The following is a 24,334-nucleotide window of genomic DNA, read 5'->3' on the forward strand; positions in this document are numbered from 1 at the left end:
ATATATGCAAAATCCGTACAGCAGTTCTCGTAAGAATTACCTTTTACAGCTTCTGGCTTATCCAAATCGACATCTTACAGAAGAACGATCTGCCATCTGCCCTTGGCATCTGGCCCTTTTGACCGATCGAATGCAGGTCCAGCTTACTGCTGCTGTCATCAGTTCCGATCCGATCCTGCCTCTGCTTGTGAGGCCGCGACTACTTAAATCATTGGAGTAGCTCCTTCCATGCTATTCAAATACTTGCATCCGTAACAAAGCTTTCATAAGGATCACTTCCTGCGGATCTATTTGAATCGCCTGAGGGGTATCTCGACAGACTGCTCGTTCATCGCTTATTTATCGCTAAAGACAACGCTTTTAAAATCTCTCAGATCATCTATACGGGGGAAACATCCCGTCCTGTTAAGCGGCTTTTCGCTTTCAGCGACTCCCGACAGTCTGTCCGAACTGTGCGGGTGTCATATCAACCATCGGTCTTCGCTCCTTTCTCCCTTTAAGTCAGCGGGATTGGATCTCCTTTGATCCTCTGCTGTACTTTCTTGGTTTCTGGCCTTATTATATACGAGAAATCGCCCGCTGTCCATTCGCAGAATCGCCAACGATTATCTTGTGATTTTGTATAGTTTTGAGCAGAGATGTGATGATTTATTGTGCTGAATGTGAACGAACTGTGGCAAAGGCCCCGCCGGTAAAAAATTCCCCGGCCCAAGGCCGGGGAGAGGGTCACATCTTGTTGGGGACGGTGATCTTGAACATGGTCAGTACATTGCGGATGACGTTGCGCACGCCGATGCACAGGGCGATGCGGGCCTGCTGCAGGGAAGGCTCCGCCTCCTGGATGCGGCAGCTGCCGTAGAACCGGTGGAAGGCGCTGGCCAGGTCGATGACAAAGCGGTTGATCCGGCTGGGATCGTACTTCTCGGCGGCCAGGACGATCTCCTGGGGGAAGGCGGCCAGCATGCGGATCAGGTCCTGCTCGGTGGGATCGGTCAGCAGGGTGGCGTCGGTGTTCTCCACCCCCAGGAAGTGGACCCCGGTGCCCTCCAGCTTGCGCAGGATCGAGCAGATGCGGGCGTGCGCATACTGCACATAATAGACGGGATTGTCGTTGTCGGTCTTGACGGCCTGGTCCAGGTCGAAGTCGATGCTGCTGCCCGACTCGTGCATATTGAACAGGAAACGTGCGCTGTCGATGGGCACTTCCTCCAGCAGGTCGGTGAGGGTGATGGCGTTGCCGGTGCGCTTGGACATCCGCACGGGCTGGCCGTTCTGCATCAGGTTGACCATCTGCATCAGCACGATGTCCAGGCGGCTGCCGTCCAGGCCGATGGCATCCATGGCGCCCTTCATGCGGGCCACATGGCCGTGGTGGTCGGCGCCCCAGACGTCGATGGCCTTGTCAAAGCCCCGGGTGGCCAGCTTATTGTAATGGTAGGCGATATCGGCGGCAAAGTAGGTGGGGATGCCGTTGGCGCGCACCAGGACCTCATCCTTGTCCTCCTCGGCGCCGTCCTCGCTCTTTTTCTTGTTGGCGGCGCCGTACTTGGCGGCGTACTGGGCGCTGCGGTACATGATGGCGCCGTCCTCTGCCTTGTAGCAGGCCCCCTTGGCCATCAGCTCATCCACGACGTGGCGCACCGCACCCGACTCATGCAGGGTGCTTTCGGGGAACCAGACGTCGTACTCGATGCGGTATTTGCCCAGGTCGGTCTTGAGGTTGGCGATGTTCTTGGGCAGGGCATAGGCCACCAGAGCGTCCTTCAAAGCGGCAAAGGCTTCGCTCTCGTACAGGGCGTCCTCCTGCAGGCCCTGGCAGGGCTTTGCGTATTGGTCGCCCTCTTTGGCGGCAAACTCCAGCGCCAGCAGGGTGATGTCCCCGCCCTGGTAGCACTCCTTGGGCAGGGGGTAGGTGCTCTCGTCGTAGTAGTGCTGCAAATAGCGGATGGCCAGGCTCTTGCCGAACTTCTGGATCTGGTTGCCCGCGTCGTTGATGTAGAACTCACGGGTGACGTCATAGCCGGCCCACTCCAGGACAGCGGACAGGCAGTCGCCCAGAGCGCCGCCCCGGGCGTTGCCCATGTGCATGGGGCCGGTGGGGTTGGCCGAAACAAATTCCACGTTGTACCGCTTGCCCTGGCCGTGATCGGTTTTGCCGTAGCGGCTGGAAGCGCAGGCGGCCATCACCACGCCGGCCCAGTAGGCCGGGGAGAGGAACAGGTTGATGAAACCGGGGCCGGCAGTCTCGGCCCGGGCAAAGCAGCTGCCCTCCAGGGCGGGCAGGTGGGCCAGGATGGCGTCGGCGATCATCTTGGGGGCCTTGCGCCAAGTGCGCGCACCAGCCATGGCGATGTTGGAGGCGATGTCGCCGTTTTTGGTGTCGGCGGGCACCTCCACGATGAAGGCGGGCAGCGGAGCCGCGGGCAGGTCCCCGGCGTCCATGGCGGCCTGGGCGGCCTGGCCCAGCAGGGCGCGGGCCTCGTTCAGGGCGGCCTGCCGGGGGTTGTAATTCTCAAATGCGGGATAGTTGGTGTTGCTCATTCTGATTCCTTTCTATTCTCTCTGCCATCGGGCCGCTGTCAGTTGACATGGGTCACGGTGACTTCCAGGGAGTTTTTGCTGATGACGGTGGACACGTCCCCGTCCAGCAGGTAGCTGAAGCGGGCGGTGCCTCCTTTGGGGCTGAGGCCGCACTGGATGCCGTCGGCGGTCACCCCGAGGGTCACCGAACCATAGCCGGTCTCATAGTGGCACAGGTTGCGCCGGCCCTTCTCAATGACCAGCTGGCTGGCCTGCGGGCCGAACCGCAGCATAGCCACCCGGCTGGAGTCGGCGGCGATCTTCAGGGTGGTCACGTTGCCCTCATAGCCGGTGGTCTCGGTCTCCCGGTAGGTGATGTAGTAGCTGCCGCCCCGCAGCGCAAAGCTGCCGCGGGTCATCAGCTCCACCTGTTCGGTCTCGCCGTCCTGCTCGATGCGGCTTTTGATGCGGATGATATAGTTTTCCTTTAAGGTTTTGTTCACAGTCTTTGATATCCTCAGTATTGGTCGATGCAGATCTGCTCGGCGGTGCCGCCCCGGTATTCCCCCAGGAACAGGTCTGCCGTCTGGATAAAGCTGTCGGGCACATCGCTGACGAAAAAGTGGGTCTGTCCCTGTTGGCGGTTGGCCCGCAGGCCCTTGCTGCTCAGCAGCTGGCCCAGGTCGTCGGCGGCGGCCCGTCCCGGGTCGATGAGGGTGACGCCGGGGCCCATATAGTCGCCGATCATGCCGGCCAGCAGGGGATAGTGGGTGCAGCCCAGGATCAGGGTATCGATGCCGGCGGCCCGCACTTCCTCCAGGTACTGGCCGATCACCAGCCGGGTCACCTGCTGCATCTGGGGCGGCGCGCCGTCCACATAGCCGTTCTCCACCAAAGACACGAACAGGGGGCAGGCTTTGGCGGTGATCTCGGCCCCCGGCACCAGCCGGCGCAGTGTCAGCTCATAGCTGTGGGAGCGGATGGTGGCGGAGGTGCCGATGACCCCGATCTTGCGGCTGCGGGTGGCGCGGGCCGCCCGCCGGGCCGCCGCGTTCACCACCCCCATGTAGGGCACCGGCAGCCGGGCGGCCTCCTCGGTGGGATAGGTGCTGGACACCGTGCCGCAGGCGGCCATGATGCACTTGACGTTCCGGGACAGCAGAAAAGCGATGTCCTGGCGGGCGTATTGCAGGATGGTCTCATGGCTGCGGCTGCCGTAGGGCACCCGGCCGGTGTCCCCAAAGTAGACGATGTCCTCCCCGGGCAGCTGCCTGCGCAGCTCCCGCACCCCGGTCAGGCCGCCCAGGCCGCTGTCAAAGACGCCGATGGGGCGGTTATCCATGGCGGGCCACCGGCCTTTCCATCGCCAGGGCGATCAGTCGGTCGATCAGCTGGGGCACAGGGGTGCCCTCGTGCTCCATCAGCTTGGGGTACATGCTGATGGGGGTGAAGCCGGGCAGGGTGTTGATCTCGTTGATGAGCACCCGGCCGGTGCCGCGCTCCACAAAGAAATCGCAGCGGGCCAGGCCCTGGCAGCCCAGGGCGGTATAGGCCCTGGCGGCCCAGTCGCGCACCTCGTCCAGTTTGGCCTCGGACAGACGGGCGGGGATGACGGTCTCGCTGATGCCGTTCTTGTATTTGTCGTCGTAGGTGTAGAATTCGGCCCCGGCCAGGATCTCGCCGGGACGGGTGGCGGCAGCGGGCTCGGAACCGATCACCGCGCACTCCACCTCCTGGCCATCTACAAAGGACTCGAACACCACTTTGCTGTCGTTCTGCAGGGCCAGCTGCACCGCCTGGTCCAGCTCCACCGGGGTGGAAGCCTTGCTTACCCCCACGCTGGAGCCGGCGTTGGCCGGCTTGACAAAGATGGGCCAGCCCAATTTCTCTGCCAGCAAGGCGTAGATGCCCGCGGGGTCGGCCTGCAGCTCGGCCCGGGTGTAGGAAGCCCAGGAACAGTGGGGGATGCCGTAGAACTGGAACAGCGCATTGGCCACCGCCTTGTCCATGCAGACGGCGCTGGCCAGCACGCCGCATCCCACATAGGGGATGCCTGCCAGCTCCAGCAGGCCCTGGACGGTGCCGTCCTCGCCCCAGAGCCCGTGCAGGGCGGGGATCACTACATCTATATATAGCTTTTCCACATGGCCGGCCGGGGTGAACAGGATGGCGCCGTGGTCCGACCGGTCAGGGCTGATGGCGCAGGGCATATTGCCGGGCAGGTCCTCCCAGCTGCCGTCCGCCATCTGGGCGGTGGTGGCCTCGGTGTACAGCCATCGGCCCTCCTTGGTGATGCCGATCTTGACCAGATCGTATTTCTCCGGGTCCATGTTGTCCGCAAAGGTGCCGGCGGATACCCGGCTGACCTCGTGTTCGCTGGACAGGCCGCCGAACAGCAGCGCCACGCAAAGCGGACGCTGGGCGGAAGTTCCATCGTGATTCATATGTGATTGCCACTCCCTCTATTGGATCTAAGCCCCCGGGCGGGGGCGTTCAATCATAATTACGACAATCATACCATAAAAATGCGCCGGTTTCCATACACAAAGGCAAAATGCCGGCCATGAAACATAAAAAATCGAAAAGAAAGCAAAATTGATGCTTGACGCGCAGGACAAAGCGTGATAGAATGATAGCACCTCTTTTGCGGGATTATTCAGTGCGCCCCTTTTTCGGGGGCCGGCCCGGCGAACGAGGGAGGTTCGATAACCGTTATATATGGAGGTGTCAACAAATGACAGTGAAAATCACTCTGGCCTGCACCGAGTGCAAGCAGCGCAACTACAACACCACGAAGAACAAGAAAAACAACCCTGACCGCCTGGAGATGAAGAAGTACTGCCGCTTCTGCAAGAAGCACACGGTCCATCGCGAGACCAAGTAAGAAAGGCGGAGCACAATGGCAGACAAAACCGATAAGAAGCCGGGCTTTGTGGCCAGAGCTAAGAACGCCGTGAAGAATTTTGCCGCAGGCGTGGCCAAGTTCTTCCGCGATACCAAAAGCGAGCTGAAGAAGGTCGTGTGGCCCAGCAAGGAAGACACCAGGAAGAATACCATCGTCGTGCTGGTGGTGGTGATCATCGCGGCAGCGGTGCTGTTCATCCTGGACGCCATTTTTGGCGGGATCCTGGGCCTTGTCATCGGAGGCTGACCAAATCTTGTATGGAAACGGAGGCTGACCATAGATGGAAGATCAGTCCAATGAGGCTTTGTGGTATGTGGTCCATACCTACTCCGGCTATGAGAACAAAGTGGCGACCGATCTTGCAAAGATGGTGGAGAACCGCCGCCTGCAGGATCTGATCTGCGAGATCAAGGTGCCCACCGAAATGGTGCCCGAGATCAAGGACGGCAAGGAAAAGATGGTGGAGCGCAAGCTCTTCCCCGGCTATGTTCTGGTCAAGATGGTCATGAACGACGATACCTGGTATGTGGTGCGCAATACCCGCGGCTGCACCGGATTCGTCGGGCCCGCATCCAAGCCGGTGCCCCTGACCGCCGAAGAAGTGGAAAAGATGGGCGTGGAAGCCAAAGCGCCCCTGACGGTGGATTTCGCCGTGGGAGACAGCGTGCAGATCACGTCCGGTCCTCTGGAAGGCTTTATGGGCGTTGTAGAGGAGATCAACACCGAGACCTTCAAAGTGAAGCTCAAGGTCAACATGTTCGGCCGGGAGACCCCCGCAGAGGTGGATATCGCCCAGGTCGAGCGGCTGTAACAAGCCGCGAAAGCAGACAAATCATCATCAAGGTAAGACCGCGTGCGGTTCTTATAGAGCGCGCCGGACAAAGGCGTGCTCGTGGGAGGTTCGCAGACAGCGGGCCGCAACTCACCACAGATTTTTGGAGGTGCATTTATCATGGCACAGAAAGTAACTGGCTACATCAAGCTGCAAATCGAGGCCGGCAAGGCAACCCCGGCTCCTCCTGTCGGCCCGGCCCTGGGCCAGAAGGGCGTCAACATCATGGCGTTCACCAAGGAGTTCAACGAGCGTACCAAGAACCAGATGGGCTATATCATCCCCGTCGTCATCACCGTGTATGCTGACCGTTCCTTTAGCTTTATCACCAAGACTCCCCCGGCTGCTGTTCTGATCAAGAAGGCTGCAGGTCTGACCACCGCTTCCGGCAAGCCCAACAAGGAAAAGGTCGGTTCCCTGACCGCCGCCCAGGTCGAAGAGATCGCAAAGACCAAGATGCCCGACCTGAACGCCGCTTCTCTCGAGGCTGCGTGCAGCATGATCCGCGGCACCTGCCGCAGCATGGGCGTCACAGTCGAAGGCTGAGACATAAACAGTGGGAGGGCGCAGCGCCCGCAAGACCACATAGGAGGATAAACAATGAAACACGGCAAGCATTATATCGACGCTGCCAAGCAGGTCGATTCCACCAAACTGTACGATGTGAACGAGGCGCTGGAGCTGGCCTGCAAGATCGCTTCCGCCAAGTTCGATGAGACCGTCGAGCTGCACGTCCGTCTGGGCGTTGACGGCCGTCACGCTGACCAGCAGGTCCGCGGCGCCGTCGTGCTGCCCAACGGCACCGGCAAGACCGTCCGTGTGTGCGCCATCGCCAAGGGCCCCGCTGCCTCCGCTGCTGAGGCCGCTGGCGCCGACATCGTGGGCGACGAGGAGCTGATCACCAAGATCCAGGGCGGCTTCATGGACTTTGACGTTGTGGTCACCACCCCCGACATGATGGGCAAGGTCGGCCGTCTGGGCAAGATCCTTGGCCCCCGCGGCCTGATGCCCAACCCCAAGGCCGGCACCGTGACCCCCGACCTGGGCAAGGCTGTCAAGGAAGCCAAGGCCGGTAAGATCGAGTACCGCCTGGACAAGCAGAACATCATCCATGTCCCCGTGGGCAAGGCATCCTTTGGCGCTGAGAAGCTGTACACCAACCTGGATACCGTCATGGACGCCATCGCCAAGGCAAAGCCCGCCGCCGCCAAGGGCACCTACTTCAAGAGCGCTACCATCGCCACCACCATGGGCCCTGGCATCCGCCTGAACACCCTGAAGTACGGCGTCTGATTTTCTGAAATATTTCAGAAAAACGCTTGACAAAGCCGCATCCGTGCGGTAAAATATTCATGCTGTTTTTAAGACAGCAGGCGCTGGAGTCCAGTGTAAAGTGTATCCGCCTGCCGAGAAACGCGTAACGTAGTTTTATGCCTCTCTCTCGGCCTGTGTGCGCGGGAGAGAGGCTTTTTCTATGGCTCCGGCTTCCGATGTAGTTTTGAAACGAGGTGAAACCGAAATGCCCAGTGCAAAGATTCTTTCTGAAAAGCAGGCTTATGTCGCTGATCTGAAGGCAAAGTTTGAGAATGCGGTTTCCGGCTGCGTGGTCGCTTACGGCGGCATCAACGTCGAGAACGACACCAAGCTGCGCAAGGAGCTGCGCGAGGCCGGCGTTGAGTATATGGTCGTCAAGAACACCATGCTGCGCCTGGCCGTCAAGGATACCTCTTTTGAGGGCCTGACCGCTATGTTCACCGGCGACACTGCCGTTGCTTTCGGCAACGAAGAGGACCCCATGGCTGCTGCCCGCATCCTGTGCAAGTACCAGGACGGCGACCGCTCCAAGAAGTTCGTCGTCAAGGGCGGCTTCCTGGAAGGCAAGGTGATGGACGCTGCTGAGACCAACGTCATCGCCAAGCTGCCCGGCCGCGAAGGCATGCTGTCCATGTTCGCAGGCGCGCTCACCAGCACCCTGTCCGGTCTGGCCGTTGCCATGCAGGCTTATGCCGACAAGCAGGAGGAGCCCGCTGCCTAATGGCAGGGCCGCCGCCTGACACAAACAGTTTTTCGACACAACTGCAACAAAATTTGATTGAAATTGGAGGGTTACTACCATGGCTTCTGAGAAGATTACTGCCATTATCGAGTCCGTCAAGGGCCTGTCCGTCCTGGAGCTGAAGGAGCTGATCGACGCTTACTGCGAGGAGTTCGGCGTTTCTGCTGTTGCTGCTGCTCCTGTTGCCGCTGCCGGCGCTGCTGCTCCCGCTGAGGAGGAGAAGACCGAGTTCGACGTCATCCTGACCGACGTGGGCGCTACCAAGATGCAGGTCATCAAGATCGTCAAGGAGATCACCGGTCTGGGCCTGAAGGAGGCCAAGGCTATCGTTGATGGCGCTCCCAAGGCCATCAAGGAGAAGGCTTCCAAGGCTGACGCCGAGGACATCAAGAAGAAGCTGGAAGAGGTCGGCGCTAAGGTCGAGATCAAGTAAGTTTCTGCCTCAACAACAAAACAAGAGCCAGGGGTTTCCCACAAGGGAGGCCCCTGGCTTTTTTGCTGCGCATGATCCTGCCTGCATCGGCCCGCCGCAGGCAGCCGTCATGCAGCGTCTCCTTCTCTCAGGAACACATCCGCCTGGGGCGGGACGGGGGAGCCCCGTTTTGGGAGGGCAGCAATTCCTCCAGCTTTTTGGCCAGCTCCTGGACAATGGCGTGGCAGGGGCGTTTATAGCCTGGAATTTCCAGACTTTGCAGCCCGGCGCATTGAAGGGTCTCATACTGACGCAGCATAAACAGGGTCAGTTCTGAGATGAGCCGGTATCCCTCTAGATTGTCCGCGTCGGTTTGGCCTTCCCGGGCGGTCATCAGGCCGATGACCCCCACTGCCACGGTGAAAGCCCCGCAGCAGGACTGTTCCGTCTGCATCCCAATGCCCATCACCGAGAACATCTTGCGGGTCTCCTCGGACAAATGGAGGCCGTAGTATTCGTTGCAGGCTCGGAACATAGCTTCGGCGCAGGTCAAATCGGTGTCGATGTGGTAAAAATTGACCAGTTCATAGAGTCTCATGATTCCTATACCGCACTCCAATCGCATAGCATTTCATTCTGTGTCACTCGGCGCAGCTCATCCCGCACCTCCATCAGTGCAAAGCCCAGCAGGTTCTGTCCCCGCCACTTTGCCGGGTCCCGGGCCTCGGGAGAGCTGGCCGCGAGGCGGATGCCCCAAATGTTGTCATAGGGACTGGCCTCCGCCAGCACGCTGTCCCCGGTGGAGAGAAGGAACTCCCGCAGGCCGCGGTTCTGGCTGAATTTGCACCAGTTGCCGTTCAATACAATGGCGTATTTGAACCGGTCCCACACTTTCTGGTCAAAGCCCCGCACCTTGCGGCCCAGGGCCTTGATCTGCTTGGGGTCGCTGCATTGCAGGATCTTTTCCCGGATCTCGCCATCACCAAAGAGTTCGGCTTTGCCCGCCATCATATACTGCTCCATGCAGAGATAGACGTCAGCCATAGCATGGAAGTCCTCCATCCACCACTGACTGAGGCAGCTCTGCGTCATCCTCCCATCAGGGGCGGGATGATGGCCCCAGAATAGGCAGAATTCCCGCTGCCGTCCGGCGGCAAACTCCTGCTGGAGCCACTGGCGGGTGTACCTGGGCCGGCCCTCCGGCTGCCACGCCTGGACGATGAAACCGCCGTGCTCCAGTGCCTCGCCCGTGTCGTTGTCGTCCCACCAGCCTTTCCAGGTCACCGGCTCGGGAAAGAGGCTGCGGTATTCCGTCCGCTCCTCCGGCGAGAGGGTGTCCAGCCAATGGCCGAACCGGTCTATGTAATCCTCCCCATAGCCCATCCGCCAGCCAATGGAGTATCGCTCGACCTCAGGGAAGGCCAGCCAGGGGGGAGGCATGATTTTCTTATGTTTCAGTGCCATAGAGCTCATCCTCATTTCTTTTCGTGGTTTTGGTGACGATTTCACATTTGCAGCTCCGTAAAATTCCAGACAACGTGCATTTTAGTCTGGAATGGCGATCTCGCTGACCGGTGCTGCTTTTCAAAAGTTGTACATTTCCTCAAACTGCGCCATCGCGGCAGCTTTCGAAAAGATGCTGCCCTGTATGATCCTATGATAGTAAAAACCGGGGCAAGTTGTCAACAGCAAGGGGCGCTTGGGACCGGCTTGGAAAGCGGGATCTTGGATGCAAGGTCGGGCGGCCGGGGCGCTTTTGGAAAGATAACGCAAGCGGATTGTAACAGACAGAAAAATATGTTATGATAACCTAAAATGGAACCGATCCATGGGGTGTATCCGGTATTTTGACGTACCCCAAGCTCCGTGCAAGCTGCCGGAGGGCTGCACAGCAGGCTCTTCGGTCAAGATGAACTGAGGTGACCGACATGAACAAGACGATCCTGCGCCCTACGGCGGAACAGCGTTATAAAGAGGAACTGGACGCACTGCGCCTGTGGGACCAAGACAACCGCAAGCCGGAAAACTGGCTGCTGTCTCCCAAGGCCGTGCGCCTTTTTATTTTAGGCAGCCGCACCCCGCTTGACTGCGGCGGGCAGAAAATCGCCATCCAGAAAAAATACCTGGGCAACGACGCTCTGGTGGAACGGTGCATCATCACCCTGGCGGGCAACCGCGGCCTGATGCTGGTGGGGGAGCCGGGCACCGCCAAGACCATGCTGTCCGAGCTGCTCAGTGCGGCCATCAGCGGGTGCAGCACCAACACGGTGCAGGGCACGGCGGGCACCACCGAGGAGATGATCAAATATGGCTGGAACTATGCGCTGCTGCTGGCCAAAGGCCCCAGCCGGGAGGCCCTGGTGCCGGCACCCCTCTATGTGGGGATGGAAAAGGGCATCCTGACCCGGTTTGAGGAGATCACCCGCACCCCTGCCGAAGTGCAGGACTGTCTGATCAGCGTCCTGAGCGACAAGGTGCTGAATATCCCCGAGCTGGGGGAGGAGGGACTGCTGTTTGCCCAGGCGGGGTTCAACGTCATCGGCACCGCCAACACCCGTGACAAGGGGGTCAACGAGATGTCCAGCGCCCTCAAGCGCCGCTTCAACTTTGAAACTGTGCAGCCGGTGCGGGATGTGGCCCTGGAAAAGCGGATCATCCTCAACGAAGTGGGTGCCCTGGCCGCCGCCGCGGGCATCGAAGCGCCCTTGGACGAGGACGCCGCCGGCCTGCTGGCCACCACCTATCACGAGCTGCGGGAAGGGATCTCGGCAGAGGGACTGCGGATCGAAAAGCCTGCCGCCGTGATGAGCACCGCCGAGGCCATCTCGGTGTACTATCAGACCATGATGAGCGCCTGGTACTACGGGGACGGCAGCGGCCGGCTGGACGAAGGCGCCCTGGTGGAAAACCTGGTGGGCGCCGTGGCCAAGGAATCGGACGAGGACCTGAAAAAGATAGCGGGGTATTTTTCCACCGTTGTGAGAGAGAAGGCCAGACGGGAGGGCGGCGCATGGACCAGATTTTACGAGGCAAAGAGCCGTCTGAAGTGATCCCGTTTGGCTGGGAAGACCCGGTGCTGTATTATCCCGTGCGCCATCACAGCCCGGCCTGCGCCTGGCATTTGCAGCGGGTCATCCGGCGCTATCGTCCGGACTGCATCCTGATCGAAGGACCGGAGGACGCCGGTCCTCTGCTGCCCCTGCTGGCAGACCCGCTGACCCAGGCTCCGGTGGCTCTCTACTGCTCCTACCGGGACGACACCCGGCTGCTCGAGACGCCGGAGGAAGGGAACGACGACCCTGCGGCCCCGGTGGGGACCTATGCCTGCTACTACCCGTTTTTGGACCAGTCCCCCGAGCTGGCGGCCATCCGGGCCGCGGCGGCGCTGGGAGTGCCGGCGCAGTTCATCGACCTGCCCTACGCAGAAAACCTGCTGGCCACCCGGGCGGGGCGGGCTTTGCGGCAGGAGGGACGGCCGGAGAACTATCTCAACGACCACTACCTGTGGCAGAATGCCTTTTGGCAGCGGGTATGCGAAAAGACCGGGATGCGCAGCTTTGAGGAGTTCTGGGAGAAATATTACGAGACCGCCGGCTTTGCCATGAGCGACGAGGCCTTTGTGCGGCAGATGAACGCCTGGTGCGTGCTGGCCCGTCAGGCCACCCCGCAGGAGGAGATGGAGGCCGACGGCTGTCTGGCCCGGGAGGCCCGGATGGCCGTCCGGATCGCCGCTGCTGCGGCCCGGTATCAGAGGGTTCTGGTGGTGGCGGGCGGCTTCCATCTGTGGGGGCTTATGCATCCCCGGCCGGAGCAGACGCGCCCTGCCGTCCCGGCGGACAGCCAGGCCGTATACCCGGTCCGCTTTTCCTTTGAGGCGGCGGACGCCCTCTCGGGCTATGCCAGCGGGATGCCCGCCCCGGCCTTTTACACCGCAGTATGGCAGGCGGCGCAGGCCGCTCCGGCAGATGCCTTTGACCCTGCGGCCCTGTGGGACCAGACCGTGCTGGGATTTCTGGTCAAGTGCGGACGCCGCCTGCGTCGGGAAGGGGAGGTGCTGTCCGCTTTCGATGAGATGTGCGCCATGCAGCAGGCCCGGGGCCTGGCGGCCCTGCGGGACAAAAAGGCCCCCGGCCTGTATGAGATGCAGGACGCGGTGCTGAGCAGCTTTGTCAAAGGGGAGGCGAACCTCTCGGGCTGCCAGCCTTTGCGGGTGCTGCGGCAGCTGACCACCGGCAATGGGGTGGGCCAACTGGCTCCCAACAGCCTGGTGCCGCCCCTGGTACAGGACTTCCAGGCCCAGTGCCGGCGTTACCGTATCCGTTCGGACAAGACCAGCCTCCAGGAACTGACCCTGGAGATCTTCGCAAAACCCGCCCACCGGGGGGCCAGCCGCTTTCTCTACCAGACCGAATTTCTGGGCTGCGGCTTTGCCCGCCGAACCAAAGGCCCCGACCTGCGCCGGAACAAGGACAAGAACCTGATCCGGGAAAGCTGGGAGTACCGCTGGACGGCCTCGGTGGAGGCCGCGCTGGTGGAGCGCTCGGTCGCCGGGTCCACGGTGCGGGAGGCCTGCGCCCGGGAACTGCGCCAGCGGATGGCCAGGGCAGGCCGGGCCGGGGAAGGAGCGGACCTGCTGCTGCAGGGCTTTCTGATGGGCATCGGAGAAGACGCCGGCAGCTTTGCCCGCCGGCTGGAGGAACTGCTGCTGGGGGACGGGGATTTTTCCTCCCTCTGTCAGGCGTGCCGGGCCCTGGCCAGCCTGGAGGAATGGCAGGTCCAGTATGGCGAGGCGGGCCGCTGCGACGCCGCCGGGCTGCTGGGCCGGTGCTTTGACCGCATTTTGCAGCTGCTGCCCGCCATGGGCGCAGCGGATGACCGGGGCGCGCCGGAGGTGCAGCGCTGCTGTTTGCTGCTGTACCAAATCACCCAGCGGGATGCCTTTGCCGGGATGCGGCCCCGGCTGCTGGCCGCCCTGGAGGAACTGGCCGGGCAAAATCCGGTCCAGCCCGCGCTGCATGGGACTGCGCTGGGCCTGCTCTATGGTGCGGACCCCGGCTGGAAGGCCCGGATCGACACCGCGCTGCGGGGCTATCTCCAGGGCACCCGGGGAATGATGCTGGCTTCGGCGGCCTTTTTGCAGGGCCTGTTCTATACGGCAAAGGACCTTTTGCTGGTGGACCCGGGCTTTCTGAAACAGGTGGACGGGCTGCTGTGCGCCCTGTCCGACCAGGATTTTGACGCTTTGCTGCCCGAGCTGCGGCTGGCGTTCAGCTACTTTGTGCCCATGGAGACCGACCGCATTGCCCGGCAGGCGGCGGCCCTGCACAGAGGAGCGGCCGGTACGCTGCGGCAGGCCGGGATCAGCCCGGCGGAATACAGCCGCAATGAGCAGGTGGATGCCTGGGCGGCAGCCCGGCTGGCAGAGGAGGCGATACCATGAACGGACCGCAGCGGAGCGACGGCGCCGCCCTCAACCGGTGGAGGCTGGTGCTGGGCAAAAACGCCCAGGACCAGATGCCTCTGGAGGGCGGACCCAAGCTGGCGCGGATGGACGACGCGCTGGACTTTCTTTACAGCAGGGAGGCGGGCCCCGATGTGCGGGACGATATCCCCCGGGAACGCCAGGGCGGCAGCGGCGCCAGCCAGCTGACGGTGGCCCGCTGGCTCAGTGAGGTGCGCCAGCTGTTCCCGCAGGAGACGGCCGAGGTCCTCCAGCGCCACGCTTTGGACCGCTACCATCTCACCGAACTGCTCACCGACCGGGAAGTGCTGGAAAAGATGGAACCGGACCAGGCACTGCTGGAGACCATCCTCAGTCTGAAAGGGATGATGAAGGGGGACGTGCTGGAAGCCGCCCGCCGCATCGTGCGCCGGGTGGTGGAGGAACTGACCAAAAAGATGCGCAGCCAGGTACAGCGCTCGGCGCTGGGCAAGCTGGACCGCAACAGCCGCAGCAACGTGCACTCGCTGCGCAATCTGGATATACGGCGCACCATCCGCAAAAATCTGGCCCACTACGACCGGGATCAGCAGCGTCTGGTGCTGGAACAGATCTATTTCAACGGACGGGCCAGGCGCTACAATCCCTGGAGGGTGATCCTGGCGGTGGATGAGAGCGGCTCGATGCTGCCCAGCATCATCCACAGCGCCGTGATGGCGGGCATTTTTGCCGGGATGCCCATGCTGGACACCCGTCTGATCATCTTTGACACCGCTGTAGTGGACCTGAGCGGCCGGGTGGACGACCCGGTGCAGACCTTGATGAGCGTCCAGCTGGGCGGCGGCACCAACATCGCCGGGGCGCTGCGCTACTGCGAGAGCCTGATCACCGCGCCGCATCACACCATGGTGGTGCTGGTCAGCGACCTGTGCGAGGGCGGTCCCCGGCAGAACCTTTACGGCGTCTGCCGGGACATCATCGAGAGCGGCGCCCGGCTGATCGCCCTCACGGCCCTGAACGAGAATGCCGCCCCGGAATACGACCGGGACACCGCCCAGGCCCTGGCAGACCTGGGGGCCCATGTGGGGGCCATGACCCCCGAAAAACTGGCCGACTTCATGGCCGGGGTCATGCGGGGATAGAAGGGGGACTGCACTGTGAAACTGCCTGAAAGCCTTGCCGCGGCCCTGACCGCCGCCGACGAGGCCTACCTCATCGCCCTGTGCAACAAGGGGACCTACAACCGCGCCAAAAAGGACCTGGCCGCCCTGGCATCCCCACCCCAAGCGGAATGTACCCCCGATGGGGTGCAGGTGCAGCTGGGACAGGTCACCTGCCTGATCCGGGCCCCTCTGGGGGACAGCCGGTGCTCCTGCCCCAGCAGCGCGGTCTGCCGCCATCGAATCAGCGTGATCCTGTGGCTGCAAAGCCAGCTGGAAGGACCTGGGTACGGGCAGGCCCCGGACCGGGAAGCGCCGCCGCCCCAAGAGGCGGAGCCGGATTTCCCCTCCCTGCGGGCCTATCCGCCCGAAAAGCTGGTCCGGCAGCTGGGGGCCCGGCGCCATGCCGCCGACCTGGTGCGCTGGCAGAGCGGCCAGGGGGCGAAGATCACCACCGGCGGCTCGGTGGTCACGGTGGAGCTGCCCTGGGCGGCGGCCTCCGTCCGTCTGCTGGAGCCGCTGGAGCACAGCACCTGCAGCTGCCACAGCAAGAGCTTCTGCGTCCACAAGGCTGAGGCGCTGTTCTTCTGGCAGCTGGAGCAGGGGCTGGTCCCTGCCGCCCTGCAGGAAGCCGCCCCGGCGGCGGGCAGCGGCTGGGATCCCGAGCAGGCCAGAGGCGTCTGCCAGGGGGTCCGGCAGGCCCTGGCCGCCCAGATGGCCACCGGTCTGAGCCGGCTGCCCCCATCGGTGTGCGACACCACCGAGCGTCTGGCCGCCCTCTGCCACACCGGGCGCCTGCCCCGGCTGGAGCGGGCCCTGCGCCGCCTGCAGGAGGAATACGCAGCCTACTTCCGCCGGTCGGCCACCTACCGGGATATATCCCTCTTGGCCCGCTTTGGCCAGGCCTGGCGGCTGGCTCAGGCCATCGAGGCTGCCCCGGAGGACCGCATCCTGCAGCTGGCAGGCACCTTCCGGGACGAGTACCGCCCCGCCGGGCCGATGCAGCTGTATCTGCTGGGCCTGCGCCAGGTGACAGGGCGGAACAACAGCGGCTATGAGGGGACCGTCTATTATTTCTGGGATACGGAAGGGCGCTGCTTTTATACATACAGCGACCTGCGCCCCGCGTTTTATGAAAAGCCCCGCCGCCGCAGCCCGCTGCAGCTCTGGGGGATGCCCTGCACTTTGGACCAGGCCTGGAACTGCGTCCTGCGGCTGCACGGCGCCCGGGTCAACGGGGAAGGGGGATTGTCGGGCACCAGCAGCTGCCATGCCGATCTGGGCCAGCGGGTCCTGCCGGGGGAGATCCTGCCCCCCGAGGCCCTCTGCACCGATTTTGAGCAGCTGCTGCAAAAGCACAGCGCCGCCGGCCTGCCCGAACGGGAGCGGCTGGCGGTGGTGCGGCCGGCGCAGTGCATCCCGCAGCCCTATGACCGGGTGCAGCAGCTGTTCCAGATGCGGCTTCTGGACGCCGCCGGCCGGGATCTGTGGGTCACGGTGCGGTACGACCAGACCGAACAGCCGGTCATCGACGCGCTGGAACGGCTGGAAGCCGGTCTGCGCAAAGACCCCGCCCGGATGCCGGTCTTTTTTGGCACGGTCTACCGGGACAAGGACCTGCTGCGGCTGTATCCCATCGAATACTTCGGGCCGGACGGCTGGCAGGCCGCGCCCCCAGAGGAGGAATGCCCATGAACGAGCTGCTGGATGAGATGGAACTGGCCCTGTCCGACCTGCTGCAGGCGGGACTGGCCAGCGCAGGCCCGGAGGCGGCCGGCCGGCTGCGGACCCTGGCCCGCCAGGGAGAACAGGCCGGCCTGCACACCGGGGCGCAGCTGCTGGAGGAGGTGGCTGCGGACCTGGAGGCCCGGGCCCACCGGATGCAGAAGGATGACCAGGCCCTGACGGACCGGATCTGCAGGGCGGGGCGGTATCTGGCCCTCTGCCGCCAGCGCTGGCAGGAGGAAGCCATCCGCCTGCGGTGGCAGGGACGATCATAGAAAAAGCGGGACCCTCAGGGCCCCGGCATCCGATCAAAAGGAAAGGACGATTCTGTATGAACACGAACCGACACAATGCTCCCCATATCCAGGATCAGACCAGCTGGCTGGACAAGCTGAGCAAGCTGCTGTCCCTGACTTCGGCCAACGTCCAGCTGGCCAAAGACTATCTGCTGAACGATGAGGCCGGCGATGAGCTGCTGCAGCAGGCGCAGCTCCAGATCCTGCCCCAGCTGAGCTGGCCGGAAAGGGAACCTATCTCCACCCTGTTTGCCGCGCTGACGGCAGGGGACCGGGAGCGCGCCTGCCGCACCGTCCGGTATCTCTGGGCCGTGGGTCAAAGCAGCGCCGAGAACGCCCTGCGCTGCCTGTACAAGGTGGCTTTCACCAGGGGCAAGGGGAACTCCGACGAGATAGCCGTCCGCCGCGTCGTGTGGGATGAGCTGCTGGGCCTGCCTGCGGCCGCAGCTCTGGAAGGCCAGGCCGTTGTGTATCACTACATAGGGAACAAGCAGATCGCATCCTGGCTGCAGGAGCTGGCGCAGACCCAGCCGGACGTACTGGTCCAGGCCCAGACCCTGTGTCCCGCAGGGGAGACCATGATGCCCGCCTTCCTGGCAGGCATCCTGCTGCAGAACGCCCGGGCCGGCCAGGACCCAAGGCCCGGCCTGCTGGCCCGGGTATTCGGCGTCAAAAGCGAACCGGTAAGGTGGACCGAAAACCAGGTGGACATCCTGCTGCGCGGGGTGATGGATTACCTGAAGCACGGCAGGGCGGGCATCACTGCCAGCGACTGCCGGCAGCTGGAACAGTACATCCAAAGCGGCCGACCCGCAGACCCGGTGCCCCGGCTCAGCGTGGGAACCGGATGGGATGTGCAGCCCCAGAACGTGCTGAAGGTGCACATAGGAGCAGACAGCGACCGGCTGTCCCGGCTGGCTCTGGCGGCTTTTGAGGGACAGGCGGCAGACCCCCGGCTGCGGTGCGCTTTTAAAGTGCTCAGCGGGCTGCGCCCCGGCAATGTGCTGGATGAGCTGAAAGATGCGCTGGGCTTTGAGGAGATCGTCCGGCAGGCGGCCGTGCTGAAGCAATGCGTGCCCGGAGGCGGTGTGGTGCTGCTGCTGTACATGGGCGGCAGAGGCTATGCCAGCCAAAAGGAGGCGATCAGGCTGGCGCAGCTGTGCAGCGACGAGATGGAACAGGCGCTGAAGCTGGCCAACGATGACCAGTACGCGGGCCTTTGCTCCCTGCTGCCGGAGGACAGCGACCTGTACCTGGAATGGAAGCGGAAAAAGCAGGACAGGGCCGCTGCCATGCAGGACCGGATCATAAGGCAGTTCCGGAACGCGCTGGGTACAGGCGGTGCGCCCGGCGCAGACGGCGACGCCATGGAAGCGTACCTGACGGACCAGGGAACGATGGCGGGCAGCGCCGCCCGGCTGGCGCCCTTCGCTGACCGCCAGATGAGAATGTACGATGCGCGCAGTATTTTGCAGGCATACCACAAATCGATGGGCTGGGACCGGTTTTTCTGCCGCAGCATGGTCGCGCTGGCCCTGGTGAACCAGGGATGGGTCGTGAACGGCCTGCCGGACCAGTATGAAAAATTTGCCAATGCGCTGAACACCTTTGGGATGCCTCCGCATGAGATCCTGGATGTGCTGGGCGCCATGTACGCCGGATCCTATCCGGGAGAGCAGGAGAACATCCGGAAAGCCGGGGACACAGTCTGCGCCCGGAGCGGCGTCGGGGAGCTGGCCATCGCCGCCCGGGAGGGCTGCAGCTTTGCCCGCAGTGCAGCCGTCAAAGGGCTGGGGGCGGTGCCGGCCGGTGCGGACGACGCCCCAAAAGCCAGGGAAGTCCTGCTGGACTGCGCCAATGAGACGGCCAAGATGGTGCAGAAAGAACTGCTGGAGGCGTACTGCGGCCACCCGGAGTGGAAGGAAGACTATGCCGCCCTGCTGGCCGGCAAAAAGCAGGGGGCGCGGATCATGGCGGCCCGCGCCCTGGCCGAGGTGGGCGGCCCGGAGGCGGTGCCGATCCTGAACGCCGCTCTGGAAAAAGAAAAGAGCGCCAAGGCCGCCGACGTCATCCGTGAGGCCCTGGCAGCGCTGGGCGCGGCCCGGGAGGGCAAACAAGAGGAAAAGCCCCAGGACGCCGCAGAGCTGGCGGCCCAGATCCTGAAGGGGGGCAAAAAGCGCAAGGTGCAGTGGCTGCTGGACAAGCCCCTGCCCACGGTCCACTGCACCGGCCCGGACCGCGCCCCTGCCGGCGAGGACCGCATGGCCGCTATCCTGGTGTGTTATGCGGATCTGGGACGGATCGGCCGCAGCCCGGCTGCCGAACAGCTGGCCCAGGGGCTGGACGCCGCAGAACTGGCGGCCTACGCCTGCGAGGTGTGGGACCACTGGATCGAAGCGGGAGCCCAGAGCAAGACCAAGTGGGTGCTGGCCTTTGCCGCCCGGTGCGGAGGGGAGGCCATGACGCCGCGCCTGACCCAGGCGGTCAAGACCTGGCCCGAGCACGCCCGCGGCGCCATCGCCTGCGACGGGGTACAGGCCCTGGCCATCAGCCCCGACCCGGCGGCGCTGATGACGGTGGATGCCATCAGCCGCAAATTCAAGTTCCGGCAGGTCAAGACGGCGGCGGGCCAGGCCCTGGCCAACGCCGCCCGGGAGCTGGGCATCTCCTCCGAGGAGCTGGCCGACCGCATCGTGCCCACGCTGGGCTTTGGCCCCGACGGGACGCAGGTGTTCGACTACGGGCCCCGGCAGTTCACCGTCCGGCTGACGGCGGCGCTGGAACTGGAGATCACCAACGACGCGGGCAAGCAGCTGAAAAACCTGCCCGCCCCCGGCAAGGCCGACGACCCCGAAAAGGCCGGTGCGGCCAGCGCCGCCTTCAAAAACCTGAAAAAGCAGATCAAAACGACGGTCTCGGCCCAGAAAGGCCGGCTGGAGTCGGCCCTCTCGGTGCAGCGCTGCTGGACCCCGGAAGCCTGGCAGGCCCTCTTTGTGAACAATCCCATCATGCATCGGTTCGCCATCAGCCTGATTTGGGGCGTATACACCGACGGCAGGCTGGGGGACACCTTCCGCTATCTGGAGGACGGCAGCTTTACCACCGCAGATGAGGAGGAATACACCCTGCCTGCGGAGGATGCCGGCGTACGGATCGGTCTGGTGCACCCCATCGAGCTGGACCAGGAGGCCCTGTCTGCCTGGCGCCAGCAGCTGGAGGACTATGAGATCACCCCGGCCATCGACCAGCTGGACCGCCCCGTCTACCGCCTGCAGCCCGACCAGGCGGGCCACACCGCCCTGGAGCGGTTCGGCGGCAAAAAGATCAGCGACCTGTCCCTGACCGGCAAACTGCTGGGGATGGGATGGTATCGCGGCAGCGTGCAGGATGCGGGCGGATTCTACTCCTTCTACCGGGAAGACCAGGCCGTGGGCCTGTCGGTGCAGCTGAACTTTTCGGGGGCCTTTGTGGGAAGCGGCGAGAGCGAGACGGTCACCGTCTACGACGCGGTGTTCTACCGCGCAGGCACGGTCGAGCACGGCAGCTACGTCTACGATGAACCCAAGAAAGAGGATATCCTGCCGCTGGACCAGGTGCCCGCCCGCTATTACAGCGAGGTGGTGTACCAGTTGGAAAAGGCCACCGCCTCCTCCACCGAGACGGACCCCTTCTGGAAGGCCACCCGCTGACCGGCGCCTTTATCGGGGCTGGTAGGTCAGTTCAACGATGCCGTTGCTGTGGGTGACGCCGGTCAGCCGCAGCTTCTGCTCCCGGGCCAGGGCGGGGAACAGCCGAACCCCCTGTCCCAGGAGGGTGGGGATGACCGAGATCTGCAGCCGATCGATGCGGTCCGACAGCTGCCGGATCAGCTGGGCCCCGCCGCAGATCCAGATGTCCCGGCCTGGCCTGGCCTTGAGCTGATCCACCAGGGCGCAGGGGTCGCAGGAAACAAAGCGGACCCCCGGCACGGGAGACGCCTGTCGGTGGGTAAAGACATAGCAGTCCAGCCCTTCGTAGGGCCACTGCCCCGGGGAGAGCTCTGTGACCACCTGATGATAGGTGTTCCAGCCCATCAGCACCGTGTCGATGGTGGGGACGAACGCGCCGTAGCTGTCGGCGGCCTCGGCGGCGCTGTCCTGGCCGGTCAGCCAGTCCACCCCGCCGTCCGGGGCGGCAATGAAACCGTCCAGGCTCATGGCGATGAACAAAACGACACTTCGCATACGAAAACCTCCTTCGGAAAGATCCTGTAAAGAGATTGTACCACGCGGCAGCCCCCCTATCCACCCCAAAACAAAAACCGGCAGCCTCCACACAGGAAGCTGCCGGTCCAATCGAATCTATGATAATAACAGGTCCCGGTCAGATGTAAAGTTCGCACTCTTTGCGCACCAGGCAGGCCTTTTTGATGGCCAGGGCCGGCACGCGGCCGCCAAAGGAAGGAACTGCGATCAAAACCAGGTCCTGGGAGTCAAGCTGCAGCTCGGTGCAGCCGGCAGCCGGGTCGGACAGATCGAACTGGGTGACGGGCAGTCCCCAGGCGCCGGTGATGAGGTCGGCCACCCGCTGGGTGCCCCCGGTGGGGCTGAAAACGATTTGTACGATGCGCATGATGCGGTCCTCCTGTCTTGGGACGATCGGAATGGATCAGAATAGATGGGTTATATACCCGCAAGGGGTGTTTGTCAACCTTGACCGCCGGCCAGCATGGCCCCCATCCGGGCCATATCCATGGCGGGCAGCACCAGATCGGCAGGGGGCAGGGGTTCCTCGGGGGAGAGGTTGGAGTGGACATACAGGGTGGCCAGACCCGCCTGTTTGGCCCCGGCGATGTCGCACAGGCCGTCGTTGCCCACCATGATGCTGTGGGCGGGGTCCAGATGGTGCTGATGCAGCAACAGGTCAAAAAAGCGGCAGTCGGGCTTTTTGCAGTCCCAGTCGGAGGAGAGGTACACCGCCTCGAACGAATGGTCCAGGCCCAAAGCCTGCATCTCGTAGGCGGTGAAGATCCGCTGGGCGTTGGAGAGCAGGTAGAGATGGCCGCCTTTGGCCCGCAGCATCTCCAGCATCTCCAGGGCGCCGTCGTACAGGCGGAGGTATCGTGTGGTCATGGCCCGGAAAAACTGGCCCGCATGGACCGCCAGAGCCGGATCGGCCTGGGCGCCCCTGGCCTGAAAAAGCGCCTGGAACACTTCTTCCAGCCGGATCTCGGGATGGGCCTCGTGGCTGTCCTGGCGCAGGGCGGCCCGGCCCGCCGTACGGGCGGCTACCTCCTGCTGGTAGGCCGCGCGCAGCGCGTCGGGTGCATAGCGCGCGCCGTAATAGCTGTAAAACCGGGCCAGAGCGGCCCAGGCGGCGGGGTCCTCCTCGTTGGTGTGGATATCCACAAGGGTGCCGTACAGATCAAAGATGTAATTGCGGTAGGGAAGAGCTGCCATGATAAGACCTCCTGAAAAGGGCAGGACGGCCCGGCACGGCTTGCAGTCCGGGGCCGCCTGCGGGTGGGATAACAGCCTCGCGCGGCGGGGCCGCCCTCCCAAAAAAGCAGGGGGCCTTGCGCAGCGGCGGCAAACGTGGTATCTTTCAGATAAAGACGGCGCGGGAACCTTCCCGCAGCAGACAAAACAAAGAGAGAAAGGCGGACACAATGGAACACATGGCATGGAAAGGCCGGGTCAAGCCCGGCTGCAAAGAGGAATACCAGCGGCGGCACGATGCGATCTGGCCCGAAATGGTCCAGGTGCTGAAAGAGGCCGGCATCTGCAACTACAGCATTTTTTATGTCAACGGCGAGCTGTTCGGCTATTATGAGTGCGCCAAAGGGGTGGCCTACGCCGAAAAGGTGCAGGCGGAGAGCCCGGTGGTGGCCCGCTGGAACGAGTACATGAAGGATATCCTTGAGCTTGAGATGGACCCCGAGACGGGGGCGCAGCCCAAGCTGGAGCAGGTGTTCCGCTTAGACTGACCGGCCTGCCCGGTATTCGGCAGGGGAACAGCCGTATCGGGCCCGGAAGCGGCGGTAGAAATAGCTGCTGTTCTCGTAGCCGATGTTCTCCAGGATGGTCTCCACCGGCAGAGGGGTATGGCTCAGCAGGTAGGCCGCCTGCTGCAGCTTGCGCTGCTGGAGCAGCTGGCGGAAATTCTGGCCGGTATGGCGGGTCAGCAGACGGCTGACGGTGTAGGCGGGCCGGTGCACCAGAGCGGCCGCGTCGGCCAGGGTGCCGTCCCGGTAGTGGGCTTCGATGTATTGCAGCACCGCAAAGACGGTGTTCTCGTCCATGCGGTCGGGGCCGGCCTGGTTGATGTCCTGTGCAAACAGGGACAGGTTGAGCAGCAGCAGGCCCATGGTGGTCTCGTTCAGGTCGTTGACGCCCCGCTTGTTCTCCAGCAGCGTCCAGATCATGTTCTCCAGCAGGTTGTGCACCGGCAGGATGTCATGGGCGCGGATGTGCAGATAGCCTGCAAAGGCGGACTCCCCCGACAGAGTGGAGACCAGAAAGTCCCGCAGGACGTTCTCCTGCTGGAGCATGGCAAAGCTGCGGTCGAAGAACTGGGGCAGGATGATGAAGTTGACTGCGACATCGTCCTGGGCGGCGGGCAGGATCTCATGGTACACCGCCTGGTTGAGAAAGAGCAGGTCCCCGGTCTGGAGCACCACCTTCTGGGTGCCGTTGATGATGTGGGTGGTGGAGCCGCTGCACATATAGATCAGTTCCACATAGTTGTGCCGGTGGCGCGGAAAATGAACGAACCGGGTGTGGGGGCGTATCTCGATCAGTTTGCCCTTTTCCAGCAGGCGGGCGCTGTCCACCACAAACTCGTGGCGGGTGGTGTACAGGCTGCGCTGGACGGTGCCGTCCCCTGCAAGGATGGCGCGTTCCTCATCGGTGATCTGGCGCAGCCGGGCCAAAAGAGCCTGGTTCATGGCGGTCTCCTCCTTCTGGCTACAAGCATACCACAGCCCGGCCGCCATTGCAAGAAAGGTCCC

24 protein-coding genes are annotated in these 24,334 nt (G+C 63.2%); 14 read left to right on the plus strand and 10 right to left on the minus strand.

What is annotated here, in order from left to right; translation table 11 throughout:
* Nucleotides 1-726: 726 nt before the first annotated feature.
* The 4 genes from argS to B5G12_RS06935 are packed head-to-tail and all read right to left on the minus strand — an operon-like array spanning nt 727 to nt 4,964.
* The gene (gene argS, locus B5G12_RS06920) at nt 727-2,541 is read right to left on the minus strand and encodes an arginine--tRNA ligase (RefSeq protein ID WP_087324378.1); all 1,815 of its coding nucleotides are present in this window, start codon (nt 2,539-2,541) and stop codon (nt 727-729) included.
* A gap of 38 nt (nt 2,542-2,579) precedes the next feature.
* On the minus strand, nt 2,580-3,023 hold the full coding sequence (locus B5G12_RS06925) for a YwiB family protein (RefSeq protein ID WP_087324379.1): 444 nt from the start codon (nt 3,021-3,023) through the stop codon (nt 2,580-2,582).
* Between the two features lie 14 nt (nt 3,024-3,037).
* The gene (murI, locus tag B5G12_RS06930; RefSeq protein WP_087230081.1) at nt 3,038-3,862 is read right to left on the minus strand and encodes a glutamate racemase; all 825 of its coding nucleotides are present in this window, start codon (nt 3,860-3,862) and stop codon (nt 3,038-3,040) included.
* Nucleotides 3,855-4,964 (minus strand): D-alanine--D-alanine ligase family protein, encoded by a 1,110-nt coding sequence (locus B5G12_RS06935; protein WP_087230079.1) that lies wholly within the window; start codon nt 4,962-4,964, stop codon nt 3,855-3,857. The genes murI and B5G12_RS06935 overlap by 8 nt, the downstream gene beginning before the upstream one ends.
* Before the next feature lie 290 nt (nt 4,965-5,254).
* On the opposite strand from B5G12_RS06935, the gene rpmG reads away from it, so the two are divergent.
* The 7 genes from rpmG to rplL all read left to right on the plus strand — a co-directional run bounded on the left by rpmG (nt 5,255) and on the right by rplL (nt 8,746).
* Nucleotides 5,255-5,404 carry a 50S ribosomal protein L33 gene (gene rpmG, locus B5G12_RS06940; protein WP_005920501.1) on the plus strand — a complete coding sequence of 50 codons (150 nt, stop codon included), beginning with the start codon at nt 5,255-5,257 and terminating at the stop codon, nt 5,402-5,404.
* A 15-nt stretch (nt 5,405-5,419) separates the two neighbouring features.
* A complete protein-coding gene (gene secE / locus B5G12_RS06945; RefSeq protein WP_087230076.1) occupies nt 5,420-5,671 on the plus strand; it encodes a preprotein translocase subunit SecE in 252 nt (83 codons plus the stop codon).
* Nucleotides 5,672-5,705: 34 nt separating this feature from the next.
* Nucleotides 5,706-6,236, plus strand: coding sequence for a transcription termination/antitermination protein NusG (gene nusG / locus B5G12_RS06950; RefSeq protein ID WP_087230073.1), 531 nt, complete (start codon nt 5,706-5,708; stop codon nt 6,234-6,236).
* Between the two features lie 141 nt (nt 6,237-6,377).
* A complete protein-coding gene (gene rplK, locus B5G12_RS06955; RefSeq protein WP_087230070.1) occupies nt 6,378-6,803 on the plus strand; it encodes a 50S ribosomal protein L11 in 426 nt (141 codons plus the stop codon).
* Nucleotides 6,804-6,857: 54 nt separating this feature from the next.
* Nucleotides 6,858-7,550, plus strand: a complete 693-nt coding sequence (gene rplA, locus B5G12_RS06960; RefSeq protein ID WP_087230067.1) for a 50S ribosomal protein L1 — start codon at nt 6,858-6,860, stop codon at nt 7,548-7,550.
* A gap of 226 nt (nt 7,551-7,776) precedes the next feature.
* Entirely contained in the window at nt 7,777-8,292 is a 516-nt protein-coding gene (rplJ, locus tag B5G12_RS06965; protein WP_087230064.1) for a 50S ribosomal protein L10, read from the plus strand.
* A 79-nt stretch (nt 8,293-8,371) separates the two neighbouring features.
* Nucleotides 8,372-8,746, plus strand: coding sequence for a 50S ribosomal protein L7/L12 (gene rplL / locus B5G12_RS06970; RefSeq protein WP_087324380.1), 375 nt, complete (start codon nt 8,372-8,374; stop codon nt 8,744-8,746).
* Nucleotides 8,747-8,873: 127 nt separating this feature from the next.
* Here rplL and B5G12_RS06975 read toward each other — a convergent pair whose 3' ends face one another.
* Together B5G12_RS06975 and ybiA are read right to left on the minus strand one after the other, a co-directional pair.
* Nucleotides 8,874-9,323: a C-GCAxxG-C-C family protein gene (locus tag B5G12_RS06975; RefSeq protein WP_087230058.1), complete on the minus strand. Its 450-nt coding sequence runs from the start codon at nt 9,321-9,323 to the stop codon at nt 8,874-8,876.
* Nucleotides 9,324-9,328: 5 nt separating this feature from the next.
* Nucleotides 9,329-10,189, minus strand: coding sequence for a riboflavin biosynthesis intermediates N-glycosidase (ybiA, locus tag B5G12_RS06980; RefSeq protein WP_087324381.1), 861 nt, complete (start codon nt 10,187-10,189; stop codon nt 9,329-9,331).
* Between the two features lie 464 nt (nt 10,190-10,653).
* Between ybiA and B5G12_RS06985 the strand changes: the two genes are divergently transcribed.
* Genes B5G12_RS06985 through B5G12_RS07010 form a run of 6 tightly spaced genes read left to right on the plus strand, consistent with a single transcriptional unit; the run spans nt 10,654 to nt 21,035 of the window.
* Entirely contained in the window at nt 10,654-11,775 is a 1,122-nt protein-coding gene (locus B5G12_RS06985) for an ATP-binding protein (protein WP_087324406.1), read from the plus strand.
* Nucleotides 11,736-14,165 (plus strand): DUF5682 family protein, encoded by a 2,430-nt coding sequence (locus B5G12_RS06990; RefSeq protein ID WP_144064111.1) that lies wholly within the window; start codon nt 11,736-11,738, stop codon nt 14,163-14,165. Before B5G12_RS06985 ends, B5G12_RS06990 begins: the two co-directional genes overlap by 40 nt.
* The gene (locus B5G12_RS06995; RefSeq protein ID WP_087324383.1) at nt 14,162-15,307 is read left to right on the plus strand and encodes a VWA domain-containing protein; all 1,146 of its coding nucleotides are present in this window, start codon (nt 14,162-14,164) and stop codon (nt 15,305-15,307) included. The genes B5G12_RS06990 and B5G12_RS06995 overlap by 4 nt, the downstream gene beginning before the upstream one ends.
* A gap of 15 nt (nt 15,308-15,322) precedes the next feature.
* Nucleotides 15,323-17,020 carry an SWIM zinc finger family protein gene (locus B5G12_RS07000; protein WP_087324384.1) on the plus strand — a complete coding sequence of 566 codons (1,698 nt, stop codon included), beginning with the start codon at nt 15,323-15,325 and terminating at the stop codon, nt 17,018-17,020.
* Nucleotides 17,017-17,325: a hypothetical protein gene (locus B5G12_RS07005; RefSeq protein WP_087324385.1), complete on the plus strand. Its 309-nt coding sequence runs from the start codon at nt 17,017-17,019 to the stop codon at nt 17,323-17,325. Before B5G12_RS07000 ends, B5G12_RS07005 begins: the two co-directional genes overlap by 4 nt.
* Before the next feature lie 56 nt (nt 17,326-17,381).
* Complete coding sequence (locus B5G12_RS07010; protein ID WP_087324386.1) at nt 17,382-21,035, plus strand: DUF4132 domain-containing protein; 3,654 nt, start codon at nt 17,382-17,384, stop codon at nt 21,033-21,035.
* Between the two features lie 9 nt (nt 21,036-21,044).
* Here B5G12_RS07010 and B5G12_RS07015 read toward each other — a convergent pair whose 3' ends face one another.
* From B5G12_RS07015 to B5G12_RS07025, 3 genes are all read right to left on the minus strand, one after another.
* Complete coding sequence (locus B5G12_RS07015; RefSeq protein ID WP_087324387.1) at nt 21,045-21,569, minus strand: dihydrofolate reductase family protein; 525 nt, start codon at nt 21,567-21,569, stop codon at nt 21,045-21,047.
* A gap of 139 nt (nt 21,570-21,708) precedes the next feature.
* Nucleotides 21,709-21,957 carry a hypothetical protein gene (locus tag B5G12_RS07020; protein WP_087324388.1) on the minus strand — a complete coding sequence of 83 codons (249 nt, stop codon included), beginning with the start codon at nt 21,955-21,957 and terminating at the stop codon, nt 21,709-21,711.
* 74 nt (nt 21,958-22,031) lie between these two features.
* A complete protein-coding gene (locus tag B5G12_RS07025; RefSeq protein ID WP_087324389.1) occupies nt 22,032-22,784 on the minus strand; it encodes an HAD family hydrolase in 753 nt (250 codons plus the stop codon).
* A gap of 209 nt (nt 22,785-22,993) precedes the next feature.
* Between B5G12_RS07025 and B5G12_RS07030 the strand changes: the two genes are divergently transcribed.
* The gene (locus B5G12_RS07030; protein WP_087324390.1) at nt 22,994-23,311 is read left to right on the plus strand and encodes an L-rhamnose mutarotase; all 318 of its coding nucleotides are present in this window, start codon (nt 22,994-22,996) and stop codon (nt 23,309-23,311) included.
* Here B5G12_RS07030 and B5G12_RS07035 read toward each other — a convergent pair.
* Nucleotides 23,303-24,271 (minus strand): AraC family transcriptional regulator, encoded by a 969-nt coding sequence (locus B5G12_RS07035; RefSeq protein WP_087230028.1) that lies wholly within the window; start codon nt 24,269-24,271, stop codon nt 23,303-23,305. The genes B5G12_RS07030 and B5G12_RS07035 overlap by 9 nt on opposite strands.
* Nucleotides 24,272-24,334: the final 63 nt, after the last annotated feature.

The sequence above is a fragment of the Faecalibacterium sp. An58 genome (assembly GCF_002161515.1).
Lineage (GTDB): Bacteria > Bacillota > Clostridia > Oscillospirales > Ruminococcaceae > Faecalibacterium > Faecalibacterium avium.

Excerpts from the sequence above, each read along its gene's own strand:
- B5G12_RS07015 (WP_087324387.1), bottom strand. The coding sequence starts at position 21,569 with ATGCGAAGTGTCGTTTTGTTCATCGCCATGAGCCTGGACGGTTTCATT.
- ybiA (WP_087324381.1), bottom strand. The coding sequence starts at position 10,189 with ATGGCACTGAAACATAAGAAAATCATGCCTCCCCCCTGGCTGGCCTTC.
- B5G12_RS07030 (WP_087324390.1), top strand. The coding sequence starts at position 22,994 with ATGGAACACATGGCATGGAAAGGCCGGGTCAAGCCCGGCTGCAAAGAG.
- rpmG (WP_005920501.1), top strand. The coding sequence starts at position 5,255 with ATGACAGTGAAAATCACTCTGGCCTGCACCGAGTGCAAGCAGCGCAAC.
- rplA (WP_087230067.1), top strand. The coding sequence starts at position 6,858 with ATGAAACACGGCAAGCATTATATCGACGCTGCCAAGCAGGTCGATTCC.
- B5G12_RS07020 (WP_087324388.1), bottom strand. The coding sequence starts at position 21,957 with ATGCGCATCGTACAAATCGTTTTCAGCCCCACCGGGGGCACCCAGCGG.
- rplJ (WP_087230064.1), top strand. The coding sequence starts at position 7,777 with ATGCCCAGTGCAAAGATTCTTTCTGAAAAGCAGGCTTATGTCGCTGAT.
- B5G12_RS07010 (WP_087324386.1), top strand. The coding sequence starts at position 17,382 with ATGAACACGAACCGACACAATGCTCCCCATATCCAGGATCAGACCAGC.
- secE (WP_087230076.1), top strand. The coding sequence starts at position 5,420 with ATGGCAGACAAAACCGATAAGAAGCCGGGCTTTGTGGCCAGAGCTAAG.
- B5G12_RS07005 (WP_087324385.1), top strand. The coding sequence starts at position 17,017 with ATGAACGAGCTGCTGGATGAGATGGAACTGGCCCTGTCCGACCTGCTG.
- B5G12_RS06935 (WP_087230079.1), bottom strand. The coding sequence starts at position 4,964 with ATGAATCACGATGGAACTTCCGCCCAGCGTCCGCTTTGCGTGGCGCTG.
- B5G12_RS06995 (WP_087324383.1), top strand. The coding sequence starts at position 14,162 with ATGAACGGACCGCAGCGGAGCGACGGCGCCGCCCTCAACCGGTGGAGG.
- rplL (WP_087324380.1), top strand. The coding sequence starts at position 8,372 with ATGGCTTCTGAGAAGATTACTGCCATTATCGAGTCCGTCAAGGGCCTG.
- B5G12_RS07025 (WP_087324389.1), bottom strand. The coding sequence starts at position 22,784 with ATGGCAGCTCTTCCCTACCGCAATTACATCTTTGATCTGTACGGCACC.
- murI (WP_087230081.1), bottom strand. The coding sequence starts at position 3,862 with ATGGATAACCGCCCCATCGGCGTCTTTGACAGCGGCCTGGGCGGCCTG.
- B5G12_RS07035 (WP_087230028.1), bottom strand. The coding sequence starts at position 24,271 with ATGAACCAGGCTCTTTTGGCCCGGCTGCGCCAGATCACCGATGAGGAA.
- B5G12_RS06975 (WP_087230058.1), bottom strand. The coding sequence starts at position 9,323 with ATGAGACTCTATGAACTGGTCAATTTTTACCACATCGACACCGATTTG.
- rplK (WP_087230070.1), top strand. The coding sequence starts at position 6,378 with ATGGCACAGAAAGTAACTGGCTACATCAAGCTGCAAATCGAGGCCGGC.
- B5G12_RS06985 (WP_087324406.1), top strand. The coding sequence starts at position 10,654 with ATGAACAAGACGATCCTGCGCCCTACGGCGGAACAGCGTTATAAAGAG.
- B5G12_RS06990 (WP_144064111.1), top strand. The coding sequence starts at position 11,736 with ATGGACCAGATTTTACGAGGCAAAGAGCCGTCTGAAGTGATCCCGTTT.
- nusG (WP_087230073.1), top strand. The coding sequence starts at position 5,706 with ATGGAAGATCAGTCCAATGAGGCTTTGTGGTATGTGGTCCATACCTAC.
- argS (WP_087324378.1), bottom strand. The coding sequence starts at position 2,541 with ATGAGCAACACCAACTATCCCGCATTTGAGAATTACAACCCCCGGCAG.